The 16,508-nt window shown below is 68.2% G+C and carries 12 protein-coding genes; 4 read left to right on the top strand and 8 right to left on the bottom strand.

Features of this window, described 5'->3' with window-relative positions:
- Positions 1-17: 17 nt before the first annotated feature.
- Positions 18-1,802: an aspartate--tRNA ligase gene (aspS, locus tag ACT3TD_RS07795; protein ID WP_301442963.1), complete on the bottom strand. Its 1,785-nt coding sequence runs from the start codon at positions 1,800-1,802 to the stop codon at positions 18-20.
- Positions 1,803-1,972: 170 nt separating this feature from the next.
- On the opposite strand from aspS, the gene ACT3TD_RS07800 reads away from it, so the two are divergent.
- Complete coding sequence (locus ACT3TD_RS07800; RefSeq protein WP_301442962.1) at positions 1,973-2,314, top strand: hypothetical protein; 342 nt, start codon at positions 1,973-1,975, stop codon at positions 2,312-2,314.
- 55 nt (positions 2,315-2,369) lie between these two features.
- Here ACT3TD_RS07800 and ACT3TD_RS07805 read toward each other — a convergent pair whose 3' ends face one another.
- Positions 2,370-2,501, bottom strand: a complete 132-nt coding sequence (locus ACT3TD_RS07805) for a hypothetical protein (RefSeq protein ID WP_301442961.1) — start codon at positions 2,499-2,501, stop codon at positions 2,370-2,372.
- Positions 2,502-2,805: 304 nt separating this feature from the next.
- Between ACT3TD_RS07805 and ACT3TD_RS07810 the strand changes: the two genes are divergently transcribed.
- Together ACT3TD_RS07810 and ypfJ are read left to right on the top strand one after the other, a co-directional pair.
- Positions 2,806-4,710: a calcineurin-like phosphoesterase family protein gene (locus tag ACT3TD_RS07810; RefSeq protein ID WP_301443166.1), complete on the top strand. Its 1,905-nt coding sequence runs from the start codon at positions 2,806-2,808 to the stop codon at positions 4,708-4,710.
- A gap of 26 nt (positions 4,711-4,736) precedes the next feature.
- Complete coding sequence (gene ypfJ, locus ACT3TD_RS07815) at positions 4,737-5,684, top strand: KPN_02809 family neutral zinc metallopeptidase (protein WP_441579699.1); 948 nt, start codon at positions 4,737-4,739, stop codon at positions 5,682-5,684.
- Between the two features lie 27 nt (positions 5,685-5,711).
- Here the strand turns inward: ypfJ and ACT3TD_RS07820 are convergent, their stop codons facing one another.
- The 5 genes from ACT3TD_RS07820 to ACT3TD_RS07840 all read right to left on the bottom strand — a co-directional run bounded on the left by ACT3TD_RS07820 (position 5,712) and on the right by ACT3TD_RS07840 (position 13,138).
- Complete coding sequence (locus ACT3TD_RS07820; protein WP_301443164.1) at positions 5,712-7,295, bottom strand: GMC family oxidoreductase; 1,584 nt, start codon at positions 7,293-7,295, stop codon at positions 5,712-5,714.
- A gap of 64 nt (positions 7,296-7,359) precedes the next feature.
- A complete protein-coding gene (locus ACT3TD_RS07825; RefSeq protein WP_301443163.1) occupies positions 7,360-8,865 on the bottom strand; it encodes an aldehyde dehydrogenase family protein in 1,506 nt (501 codons plus the stop codon).
- Positions 8,858-11,008, bottom strand: coding sequence for a choline BCCT transporter BetT (gene betT / locus ACT3TD_RS07830; protein WP_301443162.1), 2,151 nt, complete (start codon positions 11,006-11,008; stop codon positions 8,858-8,860). Before betT ends, ACT3TD_RS07825 begins: the two co-directional genes overlap by 8 nt.
- Positions 11,009-11,136: 128 nt before the next feature.
- Positions 11,137-12,444, bottom strand: coding sequence for a histidine--tRNA ligase (gene hisS / locus ACT3TD_RS07835; RefSeq protein WP_441579623.1), 1,308 nt, complete (start codon positions 12,442-12,444; stop codon positions 11,137-11,139).
- A gap of 31 nt (positions 12,445-12,475) precedes the next feature.
- A complete protein-coding gene (locus tag ACT3TD_RS07840; protein ID WP_301442036.1) occupies positions 12,476-13,138 on the bottom strand; it encodes an MBL fold metallo-hydrolase in 663 nt (220 codons plus the stop codon).
- Positions 13,139-13,320: 182 nt separating this feature from the next.
- On the opposite strand from ACT3TD_RS07840, the gene ACT3TD_RS07845 reads away from it, so the two are divergent.
- The gene (locus ACT3TD_RS07845) at positions 13,321-14,166 is read left to right on the top strand and encodes a peptidylprolyl isomerase (RefSeq protein ID WP_301442035.1); all 846 of its coding nucleotides are present in this window, start codon (positions 13,321-13,323) and stop codon (positions 14,164-14,166) included.
- A gap of 36 nt (positions 14,167-14,202) precedes the next feature.
- On the opposite strand, the gene ACT3TD_RS07850 is transcribed toward ACT3TD_RS07845, so the two are convergent.
- Complete coding sequence (locus ACT3TD_RS07850; protein WP_301442034.1) at positions 14,203-16,473, bottom strand: RelA/SpoT family protein; 2,271 nt, start codon at positions 16,471-16,473, stop codon at positions 14,203-14,205.
- Positions 16,474-16,508 lie beyond the last annotated feature (35 nt).

Genomic DNA, 16,508 nt, shown 5'->3' on the forward strand with positions numbered 1-16,508 from the left:
CTCCATGTGCGAAGGACTCAGGCGTTCTTCTTGGGTTTGGCGTCGATCCCGGACTCCTTGCGCTGCTGCGCGGTGATCTCGCCCGGGGCGTCCGTCAGCGGGTCGATGCCGCCGCCGGACTTCGGGAAGGCGATGACGTCACGGATGGAGTCGTAGCCGCCGAGCAGCGAGACGATACGGTCCCAGCCGAAGGCGATACCGCCGTGCGGCGGGGCGCCGAAGGCGAAGGCGTCGAGCAGGAAGCCGAACTTCTCGCGCGCCTCCTCCTCGGTGATGCCCATGACCGCGAAGACACGCTCCTGGATGTCGCGACGGTGGATACGGATCGACCCGCCGCCGATCTCGTTGCCGTTGCAGACGATGTCGTAGGCGTAGGCGGTGGCCTCGCCCGGGTTGTCGTCGAAGTTGTCGATCCACTCCGGCTTCGGGGAGGTGAACGCGTGGTGCACCGCGGTCCAGGCGGAGTGGCCCAGGGCCACGTCGCCGGAGGCGGTCGCGTCGGCGGCCGGCTCGAACATCGGGGCGTCGACGACCCAGGTGAAGGCCCAGTCGCCGTCCTTGATCAGGCCGAGGCGCTCGGCGATCTCGCCACGGGCCGCGCCGAGCAATGCGCGGGAGGACTTCACGTCGCCGGCGGCGAAGAAGATGCAGTCGCCGGGCTTGGCGCCGACGTGCTCGGCGATGCCGGCACGCTCCTCCTCGGTGATGTTCTTGGCGACGGGGCCGGACAGGGTGCCGTCCTCGCCGACGAGGATGTAGGCCAGACCCTTGGCGCCGCGCTGCTTGGCCCAGTCCTGCCAGGCGTCGAGGGTACGACGGGCCTGCGAGGCACCGCCGTCCATGACCACGGCACCGACGTAGTCGGACTTGAACACGCGGAAGGAGGTGTTCTCGAAGAACTCCGCGCACTCGGTGATCTCGATGTCGAAACGCAGGTCCGGCTTGTCCGAACCGTAGCGGCGCATCGCGTCGGCGTAGGTGATCCGCGGGATCGGCCCGGTGATCTCGTAGCCGATCTCCTTCCACACCGCGGCGAGGATCTGCTCGGCCAGGGCGATGACGTCCTCCTGGTCGACGAAGCTCATCTCCACGTCGAGCTGGGTGAACTCCGGCTGACGGTCGGCACGGAAGTCCTCGTCGCGGTAGCAGCGCGCGATCTGGAAGTAGCGCTCCATGCCGGAGACCATGAGCAGCTGCTTGAACAGCTGCGGGGACTGCGGCAGGGCGTAGAAGTTACCGGGGCGCAGACGCGCCGGCACCAGGAAGTCGCGTGCACCCTCCGGGGTGGAGCGGGTGAGGGTGGGCGTCTCGATCTCGGTGAAGTCCTGGTCGACCAGCACGTTGCGGGCTGCGGCGTTCACCTTGGAGCGCAGGCGCAGGGCACGGGCCTGGTTGTCCCGGCGCAGGTCCAGGTAGCGGTACTTCAGACGGGTCTCCTCGCCAACCTCTCCGCCGCTGGCGGAGTCGTCGATCTGGAACGGCAGGGCCGCGGACTCGTTGAGGATCTCCAGGCCGGAGACGTTGAGTTCGATGGCGCCGGAGGCCAGGTTCGGGTTCTCCGAGCCTTCGGGGCGCCCCTCGACCACACCGGTGACACGCAGGCAGTACTCGCTGCGCAGTGCGTGGGCGCGCTCGGCGACATCACTCTCACGGAACACCACCTGGGCGAGTCCGGAACGGTCGCGCAGGTCGATGAAGATCACTCCACCGTGGTCCCGTCGACGGGAGACCCATCCGGTGAGGGTGACCTCCTCGCCGATGTGGTCTGAGCGAAGGTCACCACAAAGATGGGTCCGCAGCACGTCGCGTAGTCCTTTCGGATTGTTCGGGGAGGCTACTCGTCGGCACGGTGGTGCCGGAGGTAGCCCGATATCAGCGGCCCAGTGTACTACCCCTCCGTCGCGGGCGGAACAACGGTGGCATGCTGGAGGGCAACGGTCGAGATCCGATCGACGACGAAAGGACACCTGAGATGACACAGCAGGACCCCAACACACCGGGCGCCGCAGGACAGGGCGCCGGGGCCCACCGCCACCCCGACTCCGACGGCATCGCCGACCAGCTGACGGTCGAGGACACCGTGGTCACCCCCCTGGACTCCCGCGACCCCTACCGCCTGTTCTGGCTGACGAGCCAGATCGTGCTGCTGTTCTCCACGGTCATAGCCGTGGTGGCACTGGTGTACGGGCTGGCCACCGACACCGAGGCGTCCTGGGTCAGCGGCATGGCGTGCTTGGGCATCAGCATGCTCGCGGTGATCGGACTACTGCTCGCCCGTCTGGGCAGCGACCTGAAGGCCGCAGACGTGATCTGACCGCGCCCCTGCCGGGCATGACCAGGAGGTGGCACGGTCAGGAAGGGGGGCACACTCAGGCGCCGACGCCGCTCCAGTCGAAGCGGCCGAGGGTGGCGTCGTACACCTGCTGGGCGATGTCCCAGTGGTTGTAGGCGGCCCAGTCGCCTGCGTCGAGAGCCTGCTGCGCGAGTGCGATGTAGTCCATGTTCTTCCGGTTCTCCTGTGCGTCGGGGTTGCTTTGTCGGGGTGAAGCCAGTTCCTATGCCCACATCCCGACAATTATGAAACGAAGCATAGCCTTCCTCACCCCGGACCGCAGCCACAGGCGTCCCGCGCCTCCCCTGCGCCCCAACCCGCCGGGCCGGCAACCCTCCCGCCCACAGCTGTTCACCCCGGTGTCACGTCGAGGCCACCGCGGCAACAACCCCACGCCCTACGCTCCCAGAGGCACGGCCTAACCCGTGGCTTCACACCCCTCATGATCCAACATCCCAGGGAGCACCCCCACCATGTCTCGACAGCCCTTCCGGTCGCGCACCGGGATCGCACTCTCCACCGTCCTGCTGACCGCCCTGTCCACCACCCTCGCCACCGCGGCACCCGCCGCAGGACAGGACGCACTGCCGGACGCCGACACCTCGTCCTTCTCCGACGGGCCGTCCCTCTCCAGCTCCTCGGGCTCCTCGGATGCCGCGGCCCCCGACGAAGCCCCCACCACCAACGACGGCCTCTACGAAGGATCCGTCGAGGTACTGCGTGGCGACGACAGTGCCGCCGATACCGCCGAGACCATCACCGGCCGGGTCTTCGACGACGCCGACCGTGACTCCTCCCTCGGCGGCGACGAGGACGGCGTCGCCGGGGTGAGCGTCTCCAACGGCATCGACGTGGTCACCACCGACGAGGACGGCAACTACAGCCTTCCGGTCCGCGACAACATGTCCGTCACCGTCACCCAGCCTTCCGGCTGGCAGGTCCCGGTCGACTCCTCCAACTTCGCCCAGTTCAGTTACGAGCACTACCCCGAGGGTTCCCCCGACCTGAAGTACGGCGGACTCGAGCCCACCGGCCCGGTGCCGGACGCGGTGAACTTCCCCCTGGCGAAGTCCGAGGCCACCGCCTCGAGCGCCCAGAACTGCGCTATCGCCGCCGACACCCAGACCTACGACAAGACCGAGGTCGGTTACGCCGCCAAGGGTGCCCCGGCCGACCTGGCCGCACGCGACGACTACGCCGGCTGCGGCATCCTGCTGCTCGGCGACAACGTCGGCGACGACCTCAGCCTCAACCCGGACCTCAAGGGCCTCTACGCGGACGCCAACGGCCCGGTCCGCGCCCTGCCCGGCAACCACGACATCGACTACGACGCCGACAGCGACATCAACGCCACCGACACCTACCGGCGTGACTTCGGCTCCCCCTACTACTCCTACGACGTCGGCGACGTGCACATCGTCGCCCTCGACAACATCGACTACAACGGCGACGACGGCTCCGGCAACGGTGGCTACGACGAGCGCATCTCGGACGAGCAGCTGCGCTGGCTGCGAAACGACCTGGCCACCGTGCCCGACGACCGTCAGGTCGTGATCGCGGCCCACGCCCCGATCGTCAACTACGCCGAGGTCGTCACCGACAACGCCGCGGAGCTCTACGACGTGCTCGCCGAGCGTCCCGACGCCGTCACCGTCGGCGGCCACACCCACACCCGCGAGACCCTGCTCGCCGGGGAACGCCGCGAGGAGTGGGCCACCTACGACGAGAGCCCGATCGAGGAACTGCCCAACGACCAGATCGTCGCCGGTGCGGTCTCCGGCGACTGGTACTCCGGGGAGCTCAACGACAACGGCGTGCCCTACGCTTACACCCAGGACGCCGCCGAGCCGGGAGTGCTGACCATGCAGTTCTCCGGCGGACAGCGCAGCGAGTACTACACCGTGCGCAACGAGGACCCCTCCCACCAGTTCCTCACCGGTGTCAACTCCCCCACCTGGCGCTCCTGGGCCGCCGCCGCGGAGGCCAAGGGCGAGGACGCAAAGGTCGAGCCGATCGACCCGCGCGAGGTCTCCAAGGCCGACGTCGAGGGCGGCGAGAGCTACCTGTCGAGCAGTTTCTTCAACGGCTCCACCGACGCCTCCGTCACCGTGAGCATCGACGACTCCGAGCCGCAGGACGCCGAGCTGACCCAGCCGGCCGAGGGGGAACCCCTCAACAAGGGGTGGGAGTACACCGAGACCGTCTCTGCCACCCACAACCTCAGCTCCACCGGCAACGTGGCCCAGGCGAGCCCGCACCTGTGGCGGACCTCCCTGCCCGCCGACCTGGAGGTCGGCCGGCACACCGCCGTGGTCACCGGCACCGACCGCCACGGCGAGGAGTTCCAGGACACCGTGGAGTTCACGGTGACCGACTGACACCCCGGTCCCGCTACACTTCCACCATGTCGTTCAACAACAACCTGTCCGGGATGGGCGGTCGCGCCCGCTCGGGCGGCAGCAGCGGTGGTGGCGGAGGCTTCGGCCTCGGCGGGGGTAACAACGGGGGCAACCGGGGCGGCGGTATCCTCGGCATGATCCTGATGAGCCGTGTCGGACGGCGCTTCGGGCTTCCGGGGATCATCGTCGTCGCCGCGGTGATCTTCTTCGCCAACGGTGGTGCCGGCATGTTCGGCGGCTCCGATGGAACCTCCGGTGCCACGCGCACCGATGGCGGGAACCTGGAGCACTGCACCACGGTGGAGGACGCCAACACCTACGACGACTGCCGCATCGAGGGCACCGCCATCTCCCTGGACGCCGTGTGGTCCGGTCTGCTCCCCGAGCAGGCGGGCATCCGCTACACCGAACCCGGCCTGGTCATCGGTGACGGGCAGGTCAACACCGGGTGCGGTACGGCCTCGACGGCCCAGACCGGCCCGTTCTACTGCCCCGGCGACCAGACCGTCTACATCGGTGACGACTTCTTCACCCAGCTGCGCCAGATGGGCGGCTCCGACGGCCCGTTCGCGCAGATGTACGTGGTCGCCCACGAGTTCGGCCACCACATCCAGAACCTGGAGGGGAACCTGGGGCTGTCTGACTACGACGACCCCGGCGAGGACTCCAATGCGGTGAAGATGGAGCTGCAGGCCGACTGCTACGCCGGTGTCTGGGCCGCCCACGCCGACAAGGGCGAGGACGCCGTGCTCGACCCCGTCACCCCCGAGCAGGTCAACCAGGCCATCACCTCCGCCCAGGCGATCGGCGACGACGCCATCCAGTCCGCCGGCGGCGGCCAGGTCAACCCGGACGCCTGGACCCACGGCTCATCCGAGCAGCGCCAGCAGTGGTTCACTACCGGCTACGACAACGGCACGATGGAGTCCTGCGCCCAGGACTTCAGGCGCTGAGGACTCCCCTCGCCGATCGGATGCTGATCAGTTGCCGCGGATCAGGTCCGAGGCGCGCTCCCCGATCAGCATGCAGCTGATGTTGGGGTTGACCGCGGTGAGTTGCGGCATCACCGAGGCGTCGACGACGCGCAGCCCGGAGACACCCTTGACGCGCAGCTCCGGGTCCAGCGGCGACATGACGTCGTCCACGGCACCCATGCGCACCGTGCCGGCCGGGTGGTAGACGGTGTTGTGCGTCTTGGCCACGTAGTCGGCGATGTCCTCGTCCGACTGCACCTCGGTACCCGGGAAGAGCTCCCGGCCGGCGTACTCGGCCATGGCCGGCTGGGCGACGATCTCGCGGGCGAGCTTGATGCCCTCCACGGCGATGTGCATGTCGTAGCCCTCCTCGTCGGTGAAGTACCGCGGGTCGACCATCGGCTTGTCGCGGAAGTCGCAGGTCCGCAGCCGCACCGTGCCGCGGGCCTTGGCGTGGGTGATGTTCGGCGTCAGGCAGAACGCCTCGTCCGCGGTCGGGTAGCCCTGACGACGGGTGTGCATGTCGAAGGGCATCGAACCGTAGTGCATCATCAGGTCCGGCAGGTCCAGGCCGTCGGCACCGCCCTCGTCGACCTTGTCGAAGATCCCGATCTCCCACCACTGTGTGGCGTCACGGGTCATCGGGACCTTGGACTCCCAGGAGATCACGGCCTCCGGGTGGTCCTGCAGGTGCTCGCCGACGCCGGGGGCGTCGACCAGGGTCTCCACGCCGACCTCGGCGAGGTGCTCGGCCGGGCCGATGCCGGAGAGCATGAGCAGCTTCGGGCTGTCGATCGCGCCGGCGGAGAGGATGACCTCACGGTTGGCGTCCAGGGTCTTGAGCCGTCCGAAGGGGTTGTCCAGGTACTCGATGCCGGTGGCCGTGGGCTGCCCGCCCTCGCCGTCGGTGGTCTCGCTGAACAGGATCCGGGAGACCTGACGGTCGGTCAGGATGTCCAGGTTCTCGCGCTCCATGACCGGGTGCAGGTAGGACACCGAGGACGAGGAACGCACGTTCTCGTCGGTGGCGTTGATCTGGAACCAGTCCGCACCGTGGTTGACGGTGGTGCCCTCGTTGAAAGGCGTGTTCGGCAGGCCCTGCTGTTCGCAGGCCTCGATGATCGCCGTGCCCACCGGGTCGCGGTGCGGCACCGAGCGCAGACGGACGGGGCCGTCGTGGCCGTGGTTGTCGCCCTCACGGTCATTGGTCTCCAGGCGCTTGATCAGCGGCAGGACGCTCTCGGAGTCCCAGCCGGCCGCACCCAGGCTCACCCAGTGGTCCAGGTCCTGGGCCGGGGTGTGGAAGGCGATGCACGAGTTGTGCGAGGAACAGCCGCCGAGCACCTTCGCACGCGCGTGGCGCATGAAGGAGTTGCCGTGCTGCTGCGGCTCGATCGGGTAGTCCCAGTCGTAGCCGGACTCCAGCAGTCCGGGCCACTCGGCGAGGTTCAGGATCTCTGGCTTGTCGACATCGGTGGGGCCGGCCTCGATCAGGGCGACGGTGACCTCCGGGTCCTCGCTGAGCCGGGACGCCACCACGGCGCCCGAGGAACCTGCACCGATGACGATGTAGTCGTAGTTGTCTCGCATGTCTTCTCCACTCCTCATGTGTTCCATGAATTCAGGTGAACAGTCAGGTACTGCTGACGGGGTACTACTTCTGGGGGAACCAGCCGGTCGCGGCCGGCTCGGTGTTCTCGTAGACGTGCTTGGCCTCGCGGTACTCCTCGAGTCCGGCCAGGCCGAGCTCGCGTCCGGTGCCGGAGGCCTTGAAGCCGCCCCACTCCGCCTGGGGGACGTAGGGGTGGTAGTCGTTGATCCACACCGTGCCGTGGCGCAGCGCCCGGGAGACCCGGTTCGCCACTCCCCGATCGCTGGTCCACACCGCGCCGGCCAGGCCGTACTCGGTGTGGTTTGCCGTGGCGATGGCCTCGGCCTCCGTGGTGAAGGTCTCCACGGTGATGACCGGGCCGAAGCCCTCCTCGACGACCGCGGGGTTCTCCGCGGTGCAGTTGTCGAGGACCGTCGGGGCGTAGAAGCAGCCCTTCTCCAGCTCGGGGCCGCCCCAGTGGCCGCCGCAGCGCAGGGTCGCGCCGGCCTCCACACCACGCCGGACGTAGTCGGTGACCTTGTCGCGGTGCTCCACCGAGATCAGCGGGCCGGTCTCGGCGGCCTCGTCGAAGGGACCGCCCATCACGATGCCCTCGGCACGGCGGACGAGCTCGTCGACGAAACGCTCCTTGATGCTCTCCTCGACGATCAGACGGGTGCCGGCCGAGCAGACCAGGCCGGAGTCCAGGAAACCGGCGTTGAGGGCGTTGTCCACGGCGGCGTCGAAGTCGGCGTCGGCGAAGACCACGTTCGGGTTCTTGCCGCCGAGCTCCAGGGCCAGCTTCTTGATGGACGGGGCCGCGGCGGCGGCGATGCGCTGACCGGTGACCAGACCACCGGTGAACGAGACCATGTCCACGTCCGGGTGCGACGACAGCGGCGCACCGGCCTCGGCACCCGCGCCGAGCACCAGGTTGGCCACACCGGCGGGCAGCCCGAGCTTGTCCAGCACGTCGATGATCAGGATGGCGGTGTGCGGGGTCAGTTCGGCGGGCTTGAGCACGAAGGTGTTGCCGGCGGCGATCGCCGGGGCGATCTTCCAGCTGGCCTGCAGCAGCGGGAAGTTCCACGGGGTGATCATCCCGCACACGCCGACGGGCTCGTAGACGACCCGGGAGATCACCGAGTCGTCCCCGGCGTCGATGATGCGGCCCGGGTGCTGGTCGGCGATCTTGCCGAAGAACCGGAAGCAGTTCATGATGTCGTCCATGTCGCCCTCGGCCTCGACCAGACGCTTGCCGGTGTCCAGGGCCTCGGCGCGGGCGAACTCGTCCTTGCGCTCGGCCATGGCGTCGGCGACCTTGAGCAGCAGGTCGCCACGGTAGGCAGCCGAGGTGGAGGACCACTCGCCGGCGTCGAAGGCCCGTCGGGCCGCGGCGATGGCCTTCTCGGTGTCGGCGGAGGTCGCCTCGGAGACCACGGCGACGACGCTGCCGTCCGCCGGGCAGGTCACGGTTCGGGTGCCGCCGTCGGCCGCGGCGGTCCAGGCGCCGTCGATGTACAGCGACCAGGGGGTGTCCTGGGGGGTGTCCCGGATGGTGTCAGTCATTGCTGTTCTCTCTTCCTGTCTGTTCAGGGTCGTTGTCGTCGTTGGTCCACAGCGAGGGTGCCGTGCCGTGGGCGTCGGCGGTGGGGGTACCACCGTCACCGGTCAGGGACATGTACTCCACGTGCACCTCATAGGAGTCCAGGACATCCGAGATGACCTGGTCCTTCGAGTAGCCGAGGATGTTGTGGCCGCGTGAACCGGTCGCCGAGAAGACCTCGAGCGTGAAGTACACGTCGTGGTCCACGTTAAGGTTCACCGCGAAGTTCGGCACCTGCCCCGGCACCGGGTACGCCTGGTACTTGAAGTCGTCCTGGCCCGGGAACCGGACCAGCAGGTCGACGAAGTCGATCGGGTACTCCGGGTGTGTGTCGCGGGTGAGCGAGACGTCCAGGCCGAGTTCGCGCAGTTCCTCGGCGACCTCGGTGATGGCCGGCGCCGCGGTGCTCTCCACGTAGGCCTGGGTCTCCTTCGCCGAGGGGAAGCTCATCCGGCGCTTGAGCCGGTTGCGCCACGCCAGTCGCGGCTGCGGGGTTCCCGCCCGGTCGGACAGCGCGCCGGGCAGGGAGAGCGCCCGGGACTGCAACCAGTGGGCCTCGGCGCCCAGGACCCGCCAGATGCTGAACATCAGCAGGTACATGATCACCGAGAACGGCAGCCCGATGAGCACCGTCGCCGCCTGCAGTGTGTAGACACCGCCGATGAGCAGCATCACCAGCGTCAGCGCACCGGTGAGCACCGCCCACACGATCCGCAGCCACGGCGGGCCGTCCGCGTCCTCCACCGAGGGCTTGGACGTGATGTTCGCCATCACCAGCGAACCGGAGTCCGCCGAGGTGACGTAGAACAGCAGGCCGGTCAGCACGGCCAGGGCCACCGCGAAGGTCGATCCCGGGTACTGCTGCAGCAGCAGGAAGAACCCGGACTCCGGGGTGTCCACCGCGGTCTGCAGGAACTCCTCGTCGCCGTCGCGGAAGAAGCCGAGGGCGGCGTTGCCGAAGATCGAGATCCAGATCGCGATGAAGGCGAAGGGGATCACGAGCACGCCGAGGATGAACTGGCGCAGGGTGCGTCCGCGCGAGATCCGGGCCAGGAACAGGCCCACGAAGGGTGCCCAGGCGATCCACCAGGCCCAGAAGAACAGTGTCCAGTCCGACTGCCACTGGTCCGCCGGGTAGTCGGCGGCACCGTCGGTGTAGGCGAAGGTGTTCATGATCATCGAGGGGAACCGGGCCACGAAGTCGCCGAGGTTCTGCACCAGGGCGTTGAGCAGCTCGGCGGTCCGGCCCATGACCACGATCCACACCATCAGCGCCAGGGCCAGCCACACGTTGAGCTCGGAGAGCCGGCGGATGCCCTTGTCCACGCCGGAGACCGTGGAGATGACGGTGATCAGCACGGAAAGGCCGATCAGGGCGACCTGGACGCCGGTGTTCGTGGGGATCCCGAAGATCTCGGAGAGACCGTAGTTCAGGAACACCACGCCGATGCCCAGGGAGACGGCGATGCCGAAGGCGGTGCCGATGGCCGCGGCGATGTCCACGCCGTGGCCGATCGCGCCGTGGATGCGGCGTCCGAAGACCGGGGCCAGGGCCGAGCGGATGCTCAGCGGCATGTGGTAGCGGTAGGCGAACAGGCCGAAGGCCATCCCCATCAGGGCGTACATCGCCCAGCCCGGGATGCCGTAGTGGAACATCGTCCACAGCGGGGCCATGCGGGCGGCCTCGTCGGAGAGCTCGGCGGTCTCCGGCGGGGTGAGGTAGTTCGTCGCGGGGCCCGAGACGCCGAAGAACATCAGGTCCACACCGATGCCGGCGGCGAAGAGCATTGCGCCCCAGGTGAACATCCCGAACCGTGGCTGCGAGTGGTCCGGGCCGATCTTGGTGTTGCCCACGCGGCGAAACGCGATCACCAGGACGAAGACCACCACCACCCCGGCGGTCAACACGTAGTACCAGCCCAGGTTGGTGGAGACCCACTCCTTGACCGTGTTGATCACGTTGTCCGCGGAGTCCGGGGCCAGCCAGGCCCAGACCACGAAGGCGACCATCAGTCCGGCGGACACAATAAACACCGGCCAGTTGACCGGTGAACTGCGTGCTGCCGTCGTTGACTCCCCGCCTCCCGGGGACTCAGATTCTTCCATGAAAATACTCCTCTGGGCTCAGTGTGAGGTCTCTGCGCCTGAATATAACTTTCAGGATTCAGAGACAAGGCTAGCCCATCGGAGCACCCGCCACCCCCGGTTGAGGAGAGGCTAAGGTCAGAGCAAGATCAGGCGGTTACTTCCGCTAATGCCCTGGTCACAACCTGCTCCACATCCTCTACCGCGACCTCGGTCTGCTGACGGGTCGACAGGTCGCGCAACACCACGGTGCCGTCCCGGAGCTCGTTGTCGCCCAGGACCAGAGCGAAGAGGGCGCCCGCCCGGTCCGCGCCCTTCATCGCGCCCTTGAGACCACGGTCGCCGTAGGACATGTCGGCGCTGACGCCGGCGCGGCGCAGCCGGTCGACGACCACCGCCATCCGACGCTTCGCGTCGGCACCCATCGGCACGCCGTAGACGTCGACACGGCGTCCCGTCGTCGGCGAGACACCCTCGGCCTCCAGGGCGAGCACGGTGCGGTCCACGCCGAGACCGAACCCGATGCCGGAGAGGTCCTGGCCGCCCAGCTGGGCCATCAGGCCGTCGTAGCGTCCTCCCCCGCCGATGCCGGACTGCGCGCCGAGTCCGTCGTGGACGAACTCGAAGCAGGTCTTGGTGTAGTAGTCCAGCCCGCGCACGAGGCGGGGGTTCAGGGTGTAGGACACGCCCATGTCGTCGAGGGTGCCGGTCACGGTCTCGAAGTGCTCCCGGGCCGCGTCGGACAGGTTGTCCGGCATCAACGGGGCGTCCGCCATCATCTCGCGGACCTCCGGGCGCTTGTCGTCGAGCACGCGCAGCGGGTTGATCTCGGCACGTCGACGGGTCTCCTCGTCCAACGGCAGGGCGAAGAGGAACTCCTGCAGCTTCGCGCGGTACTGCGGGCGGCAGGTCTCGTCGCCCAGCGTGGAGAGTTCAAGGCGGAAGTCCGAGAGCCCGAGCGCGCGGTAACAGCGGTCGGCCATGGCCACGACCTCGGCGTCCAACGTGGGGTCGTCGACGCCGATCGCCTCGACGCCGACCTGCTGGAGCTGGCGGTAGCGTCCCGCCTGCGGACGCTCGTAGCGGAAGAACGGGCCGGAGTAGGTCAGCTTCACCGGAAGCTGGCCGCGGTCGAGGTTGTGCTCGATCACCGAACGCATCACCCCGGCGGTGCCCTCCGGACGCAGGGTCACCGAGCGGCCACCACGGTCCTCGAAGGTGTACATCTCCTTGGAGACCACATCCGTGGACTCCCCCACCCCGCGGGCGAACAGGGCGGTCTCCTCGAAGACCGGCAGTTCGATGTGGCCGTAGCCGGACTTGTGGATGACCTCCTCGAACGTGCTGCGCACAGCATGGAACGCCGCGGATGCCGGGGGCACGTAGTCCGGCACCCCCTTGGGGCCGGCGAACGATTGGACCTGTCCGGTGGAACCGGTGCTGCTGGAGTCACTCACGGGGGTCAACTATAGCGACCCGGCCGTCGGCTCACACGACCCCCTGCAGGAAGCCGTTCTGCTCCTTCTCCGTGCCCACCGTCGTCGCCGGGCCGTGACCGGGCACCACGGTGTCCTCCCCGTCGAAGGTCTCCACCAGGCGGCGCAGGCTGTCGACCATCACCGCCGGCTCGGAGAACGGCAGGTCGGTGCGTCCCACCCCTCCGCGGAAGAGCACGTCGCCGCCGAGGATCAGGCCCTGGCCCTCGACCTCGCCGCGGAACATCACCGAGCCCGGCGAGTGCCCGGGCATGTGGTGGGCGGTGAACCCCACCCCGCAGATGTCCAGCACGTCGCCGTCGGCGACGGGCGTGGGGACCTCCGGGGTCTCCATCGTGGCCACGTCGTGCGCCTCGCCGGACGGTCCCATCGCGTCGAGCACCTCGCGCTGCAGGAAGACGTTGTCCGCCGGGTGCATGTGGGACGCCACGGCGTAGGTGGCCTGCACCGAAGGCAGGTCGCGGACGTGGTCGATGTGACCGTGGGTCAGCACGATCTGCGTGACCCGCAGCCCCTTCTCCGCCACGGCCTGCTCGATCAGTGCCGCGGCCCCCATCCCCGGGTCCACGACGGTGGCCTCGGCCCCGTCGTGCAGGAGCAGGCAGTTCGTCTCGAACGGGCCGGTGGGCAATACTTCCACGGTGAGGTTCGCCATGGCCGCCACCCTACCGTCCGGCGCGGCCCGGATTCACCGGCGAGGTGGATCCCGGGGCAGATTCACAGGCGACAAGGTGGCGTGCTGCTGGAGTAAGCAGGTGCGGGGTGGAACAATGGGGCAGTCGATCACGACCGATCACATCCGATCACGACCATCCCCGAGGGAAAGGCCACGGAGCTTTGTCCGACAACTCCTCCCGCCGCGACGCGGCACTCAAGAATCTCGACAAGGAACTGAAGTCGAGGGCACGGCGCGAAAAGCTGCGCCCCCTCGGCGTCACGCTGGCCACCCTGGTCGTGCTCGTCGCCCTGGTCGGCGGCATCTACATCGCCGCCACGGCCGGTGGCGGCGACGAAGACGACCAGGAGAACCTCGCCGACGGCCAGAGCTCCGCCCCGAGCACCCCGGAGACCGAGGAGGCCTCGGCCCCGCAGGAGTGCGCCTACAACGAGTCCGGCGACGCCGCCAAGGAGGTCTCCGTGCCCAGTGCCGACGACCTGCGCACGGACGGCACCTCGGACGTCACCCTGGCCACCAACAAGGGCGACATCGGCGTGACCCTGGACTACGGCCAGGCCCCCTGTGCCGCCACCAGCTTCGAGCACCTCGCCTCGGAGGACTTCTACAACGACACCACCTGCCACCGCGTGGTCGTCAGCGACTCCATGAAGATCCTGCAGTGCGGTGACCCTGCCGGTGACGGTTCCGGCGGCCCCGGCTACTCCTTCCCCGACGAGTACCCCGTCTGGAACGAGGACGGCGAGCCGGTCGAGGAGGAGGGCCAGTACAAGCGCGGCGTGCTCGCGATGGCCAACAGCGGCGAGAACACCAACGGCTCCCAGTTCTTCCTCGTCGACGACGAGACCCAGCTGCCCAACGACTACACCATCTTCGGCACCATCTCCGAGGACGGGCTGAGCACCCTGGACTCCATCATCGAGGAGAACGAGGGTCAGCACGAGGACACCGGCGGCGACGGCGAGCCCGTCGACGAGGTCCGCATCGAGAGCGCCACGGTCGCCTGACACCCCGCGTCCGGTAGGTCGCGCCGTCGGCGCGTCCTACCCCCCGGTGGTGACGCGGTAGACGTCGTAGACGCCCTCCACGTTGCGCAGCTGGTTCATCAGGTAACCCAGCTGCTTGGTGTCCGACACCTCGAAGGTGAACCGGCACATCGCCACCCGGTCCTCCGCCACGTGAGTGCTCGTGGCGATGATCGGCACCTTCTGTTCACTGACCACACGAGTGACCTCGCTGAGCAGGCCCGTGCGGTCCAGGCCCTCGATCTGCAGGGTGACCACGAAGACCGCGTCGCGCACGTCCGAGGCCCACGCCACGTCGATGAGGCGCTCCGGCTCTGAGTGCAGCTTCTCGGAGTTGGTGCAGTCCGTACGGTGCACCGACACCCCGCCACCCTTGGTGATGAAGCCGAAGATCTCGTCGCCGGGCACCGGGGTACAGCACTTGGCGAGCTTCGCCGAGAAATCCGAGTTGCCCTGCACCAGCACACCGGAGCCGTCACCACGGCCGGACTGGACCTGCTGCTGCGGGGTCGTGCGACGCACCGCGGGGGCCGGGGCGACCGGCTGGTCGTCCTCGTCGGCGTCGCCCTGGTAGATGTCCTGCAGCATGTGGACCACATGCCCGGCGGTGACCCCGCCCTTGCCGATGGCGTCGTACAGGTCGTCCACGGAATCGCGGGAGAGCTGCGTAGCCACCGTGCGCAACGCCGTGGCCGTCACCAGACGCTGCAACGGGATACCCGTACGCTGCGCCTCGGCCGCCAGAGCCTCCTTGCCCTTCTCCAGGGTCTCCTCGCGGCGCTCCTTGTTGAACCAGGTGCGGATGCGGTTACGCGCCCGCGGGGAGACCACGAACTTCTCCCAGTCCTTCGACGGACCCGCGGTCGAGTCCTTCGAGGTGAAGATCTCCACCTTGTCGCCGGTCTTGAGCGGCGACTCCAACGCGACCAGCTTGCCGTTGACCTTCGCACCGATGCACCGGTGGCCGACCTCGGTGTGCACCGCGTAGGCGAAGTCCACCGGGGTGGCGTCCGTGGGCAGTGTCACCGCGTCGCCACGGGGGGTGAACACGAAGATCTGGGTCGTCGAGAGGTCGTAGCGCAGCGAGTCCAGGAACTCGTTGGGGTCCGCGGCCTCCTTCTGCCAGTCGAGCAGCTGACGCATCCACGCCATCTGGTCGACCTCGGCGGCGTCGCCCTTGTGCGAGCCCTTGGTCTCCTTGTAGCGCCAGTGGGCGGCGATGCCGTACTCCGCCTGGTAATGCATCTCGTGGGTACGGATCTGCACCTCCAGCACCTTGGCGTCCGGCCCGATGACCGTGGTGTGCAGCGAGCGGTACACGTCGAAGCGCGGCTGGGAGATGTAGTCCTTGAACCGGCCGGGCATCGGCTGGTACTGCGAGTGCACCGCGCCGACGGCGGCGTAGCAGTCGCGGATCTCGTCGACGAGGATGCGGATGCCCACCAAGTCGAAGATCTCGTCGAAGTCGCGGCCGCGCACGATCATCTTCTGGTAGATCGACCAGTAGTGCTTCGGCCGGCCCACCACCTCGGCGGTGATGTGCGAGTCGCGCAGCGTGGACTGGATGTCGTTGATGACCTTCGCCAGGTACTGGTCACGCTTGGGCGCACGGTCGGCGACGAGCCGGACGATCTCCTCGTACTTCTTCGGGTACAGGATCGCGAAGGACAGGTCCTCCAGCTCCCACTTGATCGTGGCCATGCCCAGGCGGTGCGCCAGCGGTGCGATGACCTCCAGGGTCTGCCGGGCCTTCTTGGCCTGCTTCTCCGGCGGCAGGAAACGCATCGTGCGCATGTTGTGCAGCCGGTCGGCGACCTTGATCACCAGCACGCGCGGGTCGTGGGCCATGGCCACGATCATCTTGCGGATCGTCTCGGCCTCGGCCGCGGAACCCAGGGCGACCTTGTCCAGCTTGGTCACCCCGTCCACCAGCTGGGTGACCTCGGCGCCGAAGTCGGCGGTGAGGTCGTCGAGGGAGTAGTCGGTGTCCTCGACCGTGTCGTGCAGCAGCGCGGCGACCAGCGTGGTGGTGTCCATGCCGATCTCCGCGGCGATGGTCGCCACGGCAAGCGGGTGGGTGATGTAGGGCTCCCCCGACTTACGCAGCACCCCGGAGTGCAGGCGTTCTGCGGTGGTGTAGGCGCGGCTGAGGATCTCGACGTCGGCCTTGGGGTGGTAGCGCCGGTGCACGGCGATCAGCGGCCCCAGCACGGGGTTGATCCTGCTCTTGCCGGTGAGGCTGCGCGCGATACGCGCGGCCATCCACAGCGAGTTCTTCTCGTTCGTCATGCCTCACCGTTTCCCTACTGTGTGCAGCGTGTGAA

The organism is Corynebacterium sp. AOP36-E1-14 (assembly GCF_052377495.1).
Lineage (GTDB): Bacteria > Actinomycetota > Actinomycetes > Mycobacteriales > Mycobacteriaceae > Corynebacterium.

What these genes read in the sequence shown, in the direction of transcription:
- ACT3TD_RS07825 (WP_301443163.1), bottom strand. Translation starts at nt 8,865, where the DNA reads ATGACTGACACCATCCGGGACACCCCCCAGGACACCCCCTGGTCGCTG.
- ACT3TD_RS07850 (WP_301442034.1), bottom strand. Translation starts at nt 16,473, where the DNA reads ATGACGAACGAGAAGAACTCGCTGTGGATGGCCGCGCGTATCGCGCGC.
- ypfJ (WP_441579699.1), top strand. Translation starts at nt 4,737, where the DNA reads ATGTCGTTCAACAACAACCTGTCCGGGATGGGCGGTCGCGCCCGCTCG.
- ACT3TD_RS07840 (WP_301442036.1), bottom strand. Translation starts at nt 13,138, where the DNA reads ATGGCGAACCTCACCGTGGAAGTATTGCCCACCGGCCCGTTCGAGACG.
- ACT3TD_RS07800 (WP_301442962.1), top strand. Translation starts at nt 1,973, where the DNA reads ATGACACAGCAGGACCCCAACACACCGGGCGCCGCAGGACAGGGCGCC.
- ACT3TD_RS07820 (WP_301443164.1), bottom strand. Translation starts at nt 7,295, where the DNA reads ATGCGAGACAACTACGACTACATCGTCATCGGTGCAGGTTCCTCGGGC.
- ACT3TD_RS07805 (WP_301442961.1), bottom strand. Translation starts at nt 2,501, where the DNA reads ATGGACTACATCGCACTCGCGCAGCAGGCTCTCGACGCAGGCGACTGG.
- ACT3TD_RS07810 (WP_301443166.1), top strand. Translation starts at nt 2,806, where the DNA reads ATGTCTCGACAGCCCTTCCGGTCGCGCACCGGGATCGCACTCTCCACC.
- betT (WP_301443162.1), bottom strand. Translation starts at nt 11,008, where the DNA reads ATGGAAGAATCTGAGTCCCCGGGAGGCGGGGAGTCAACGACGGCAGCA.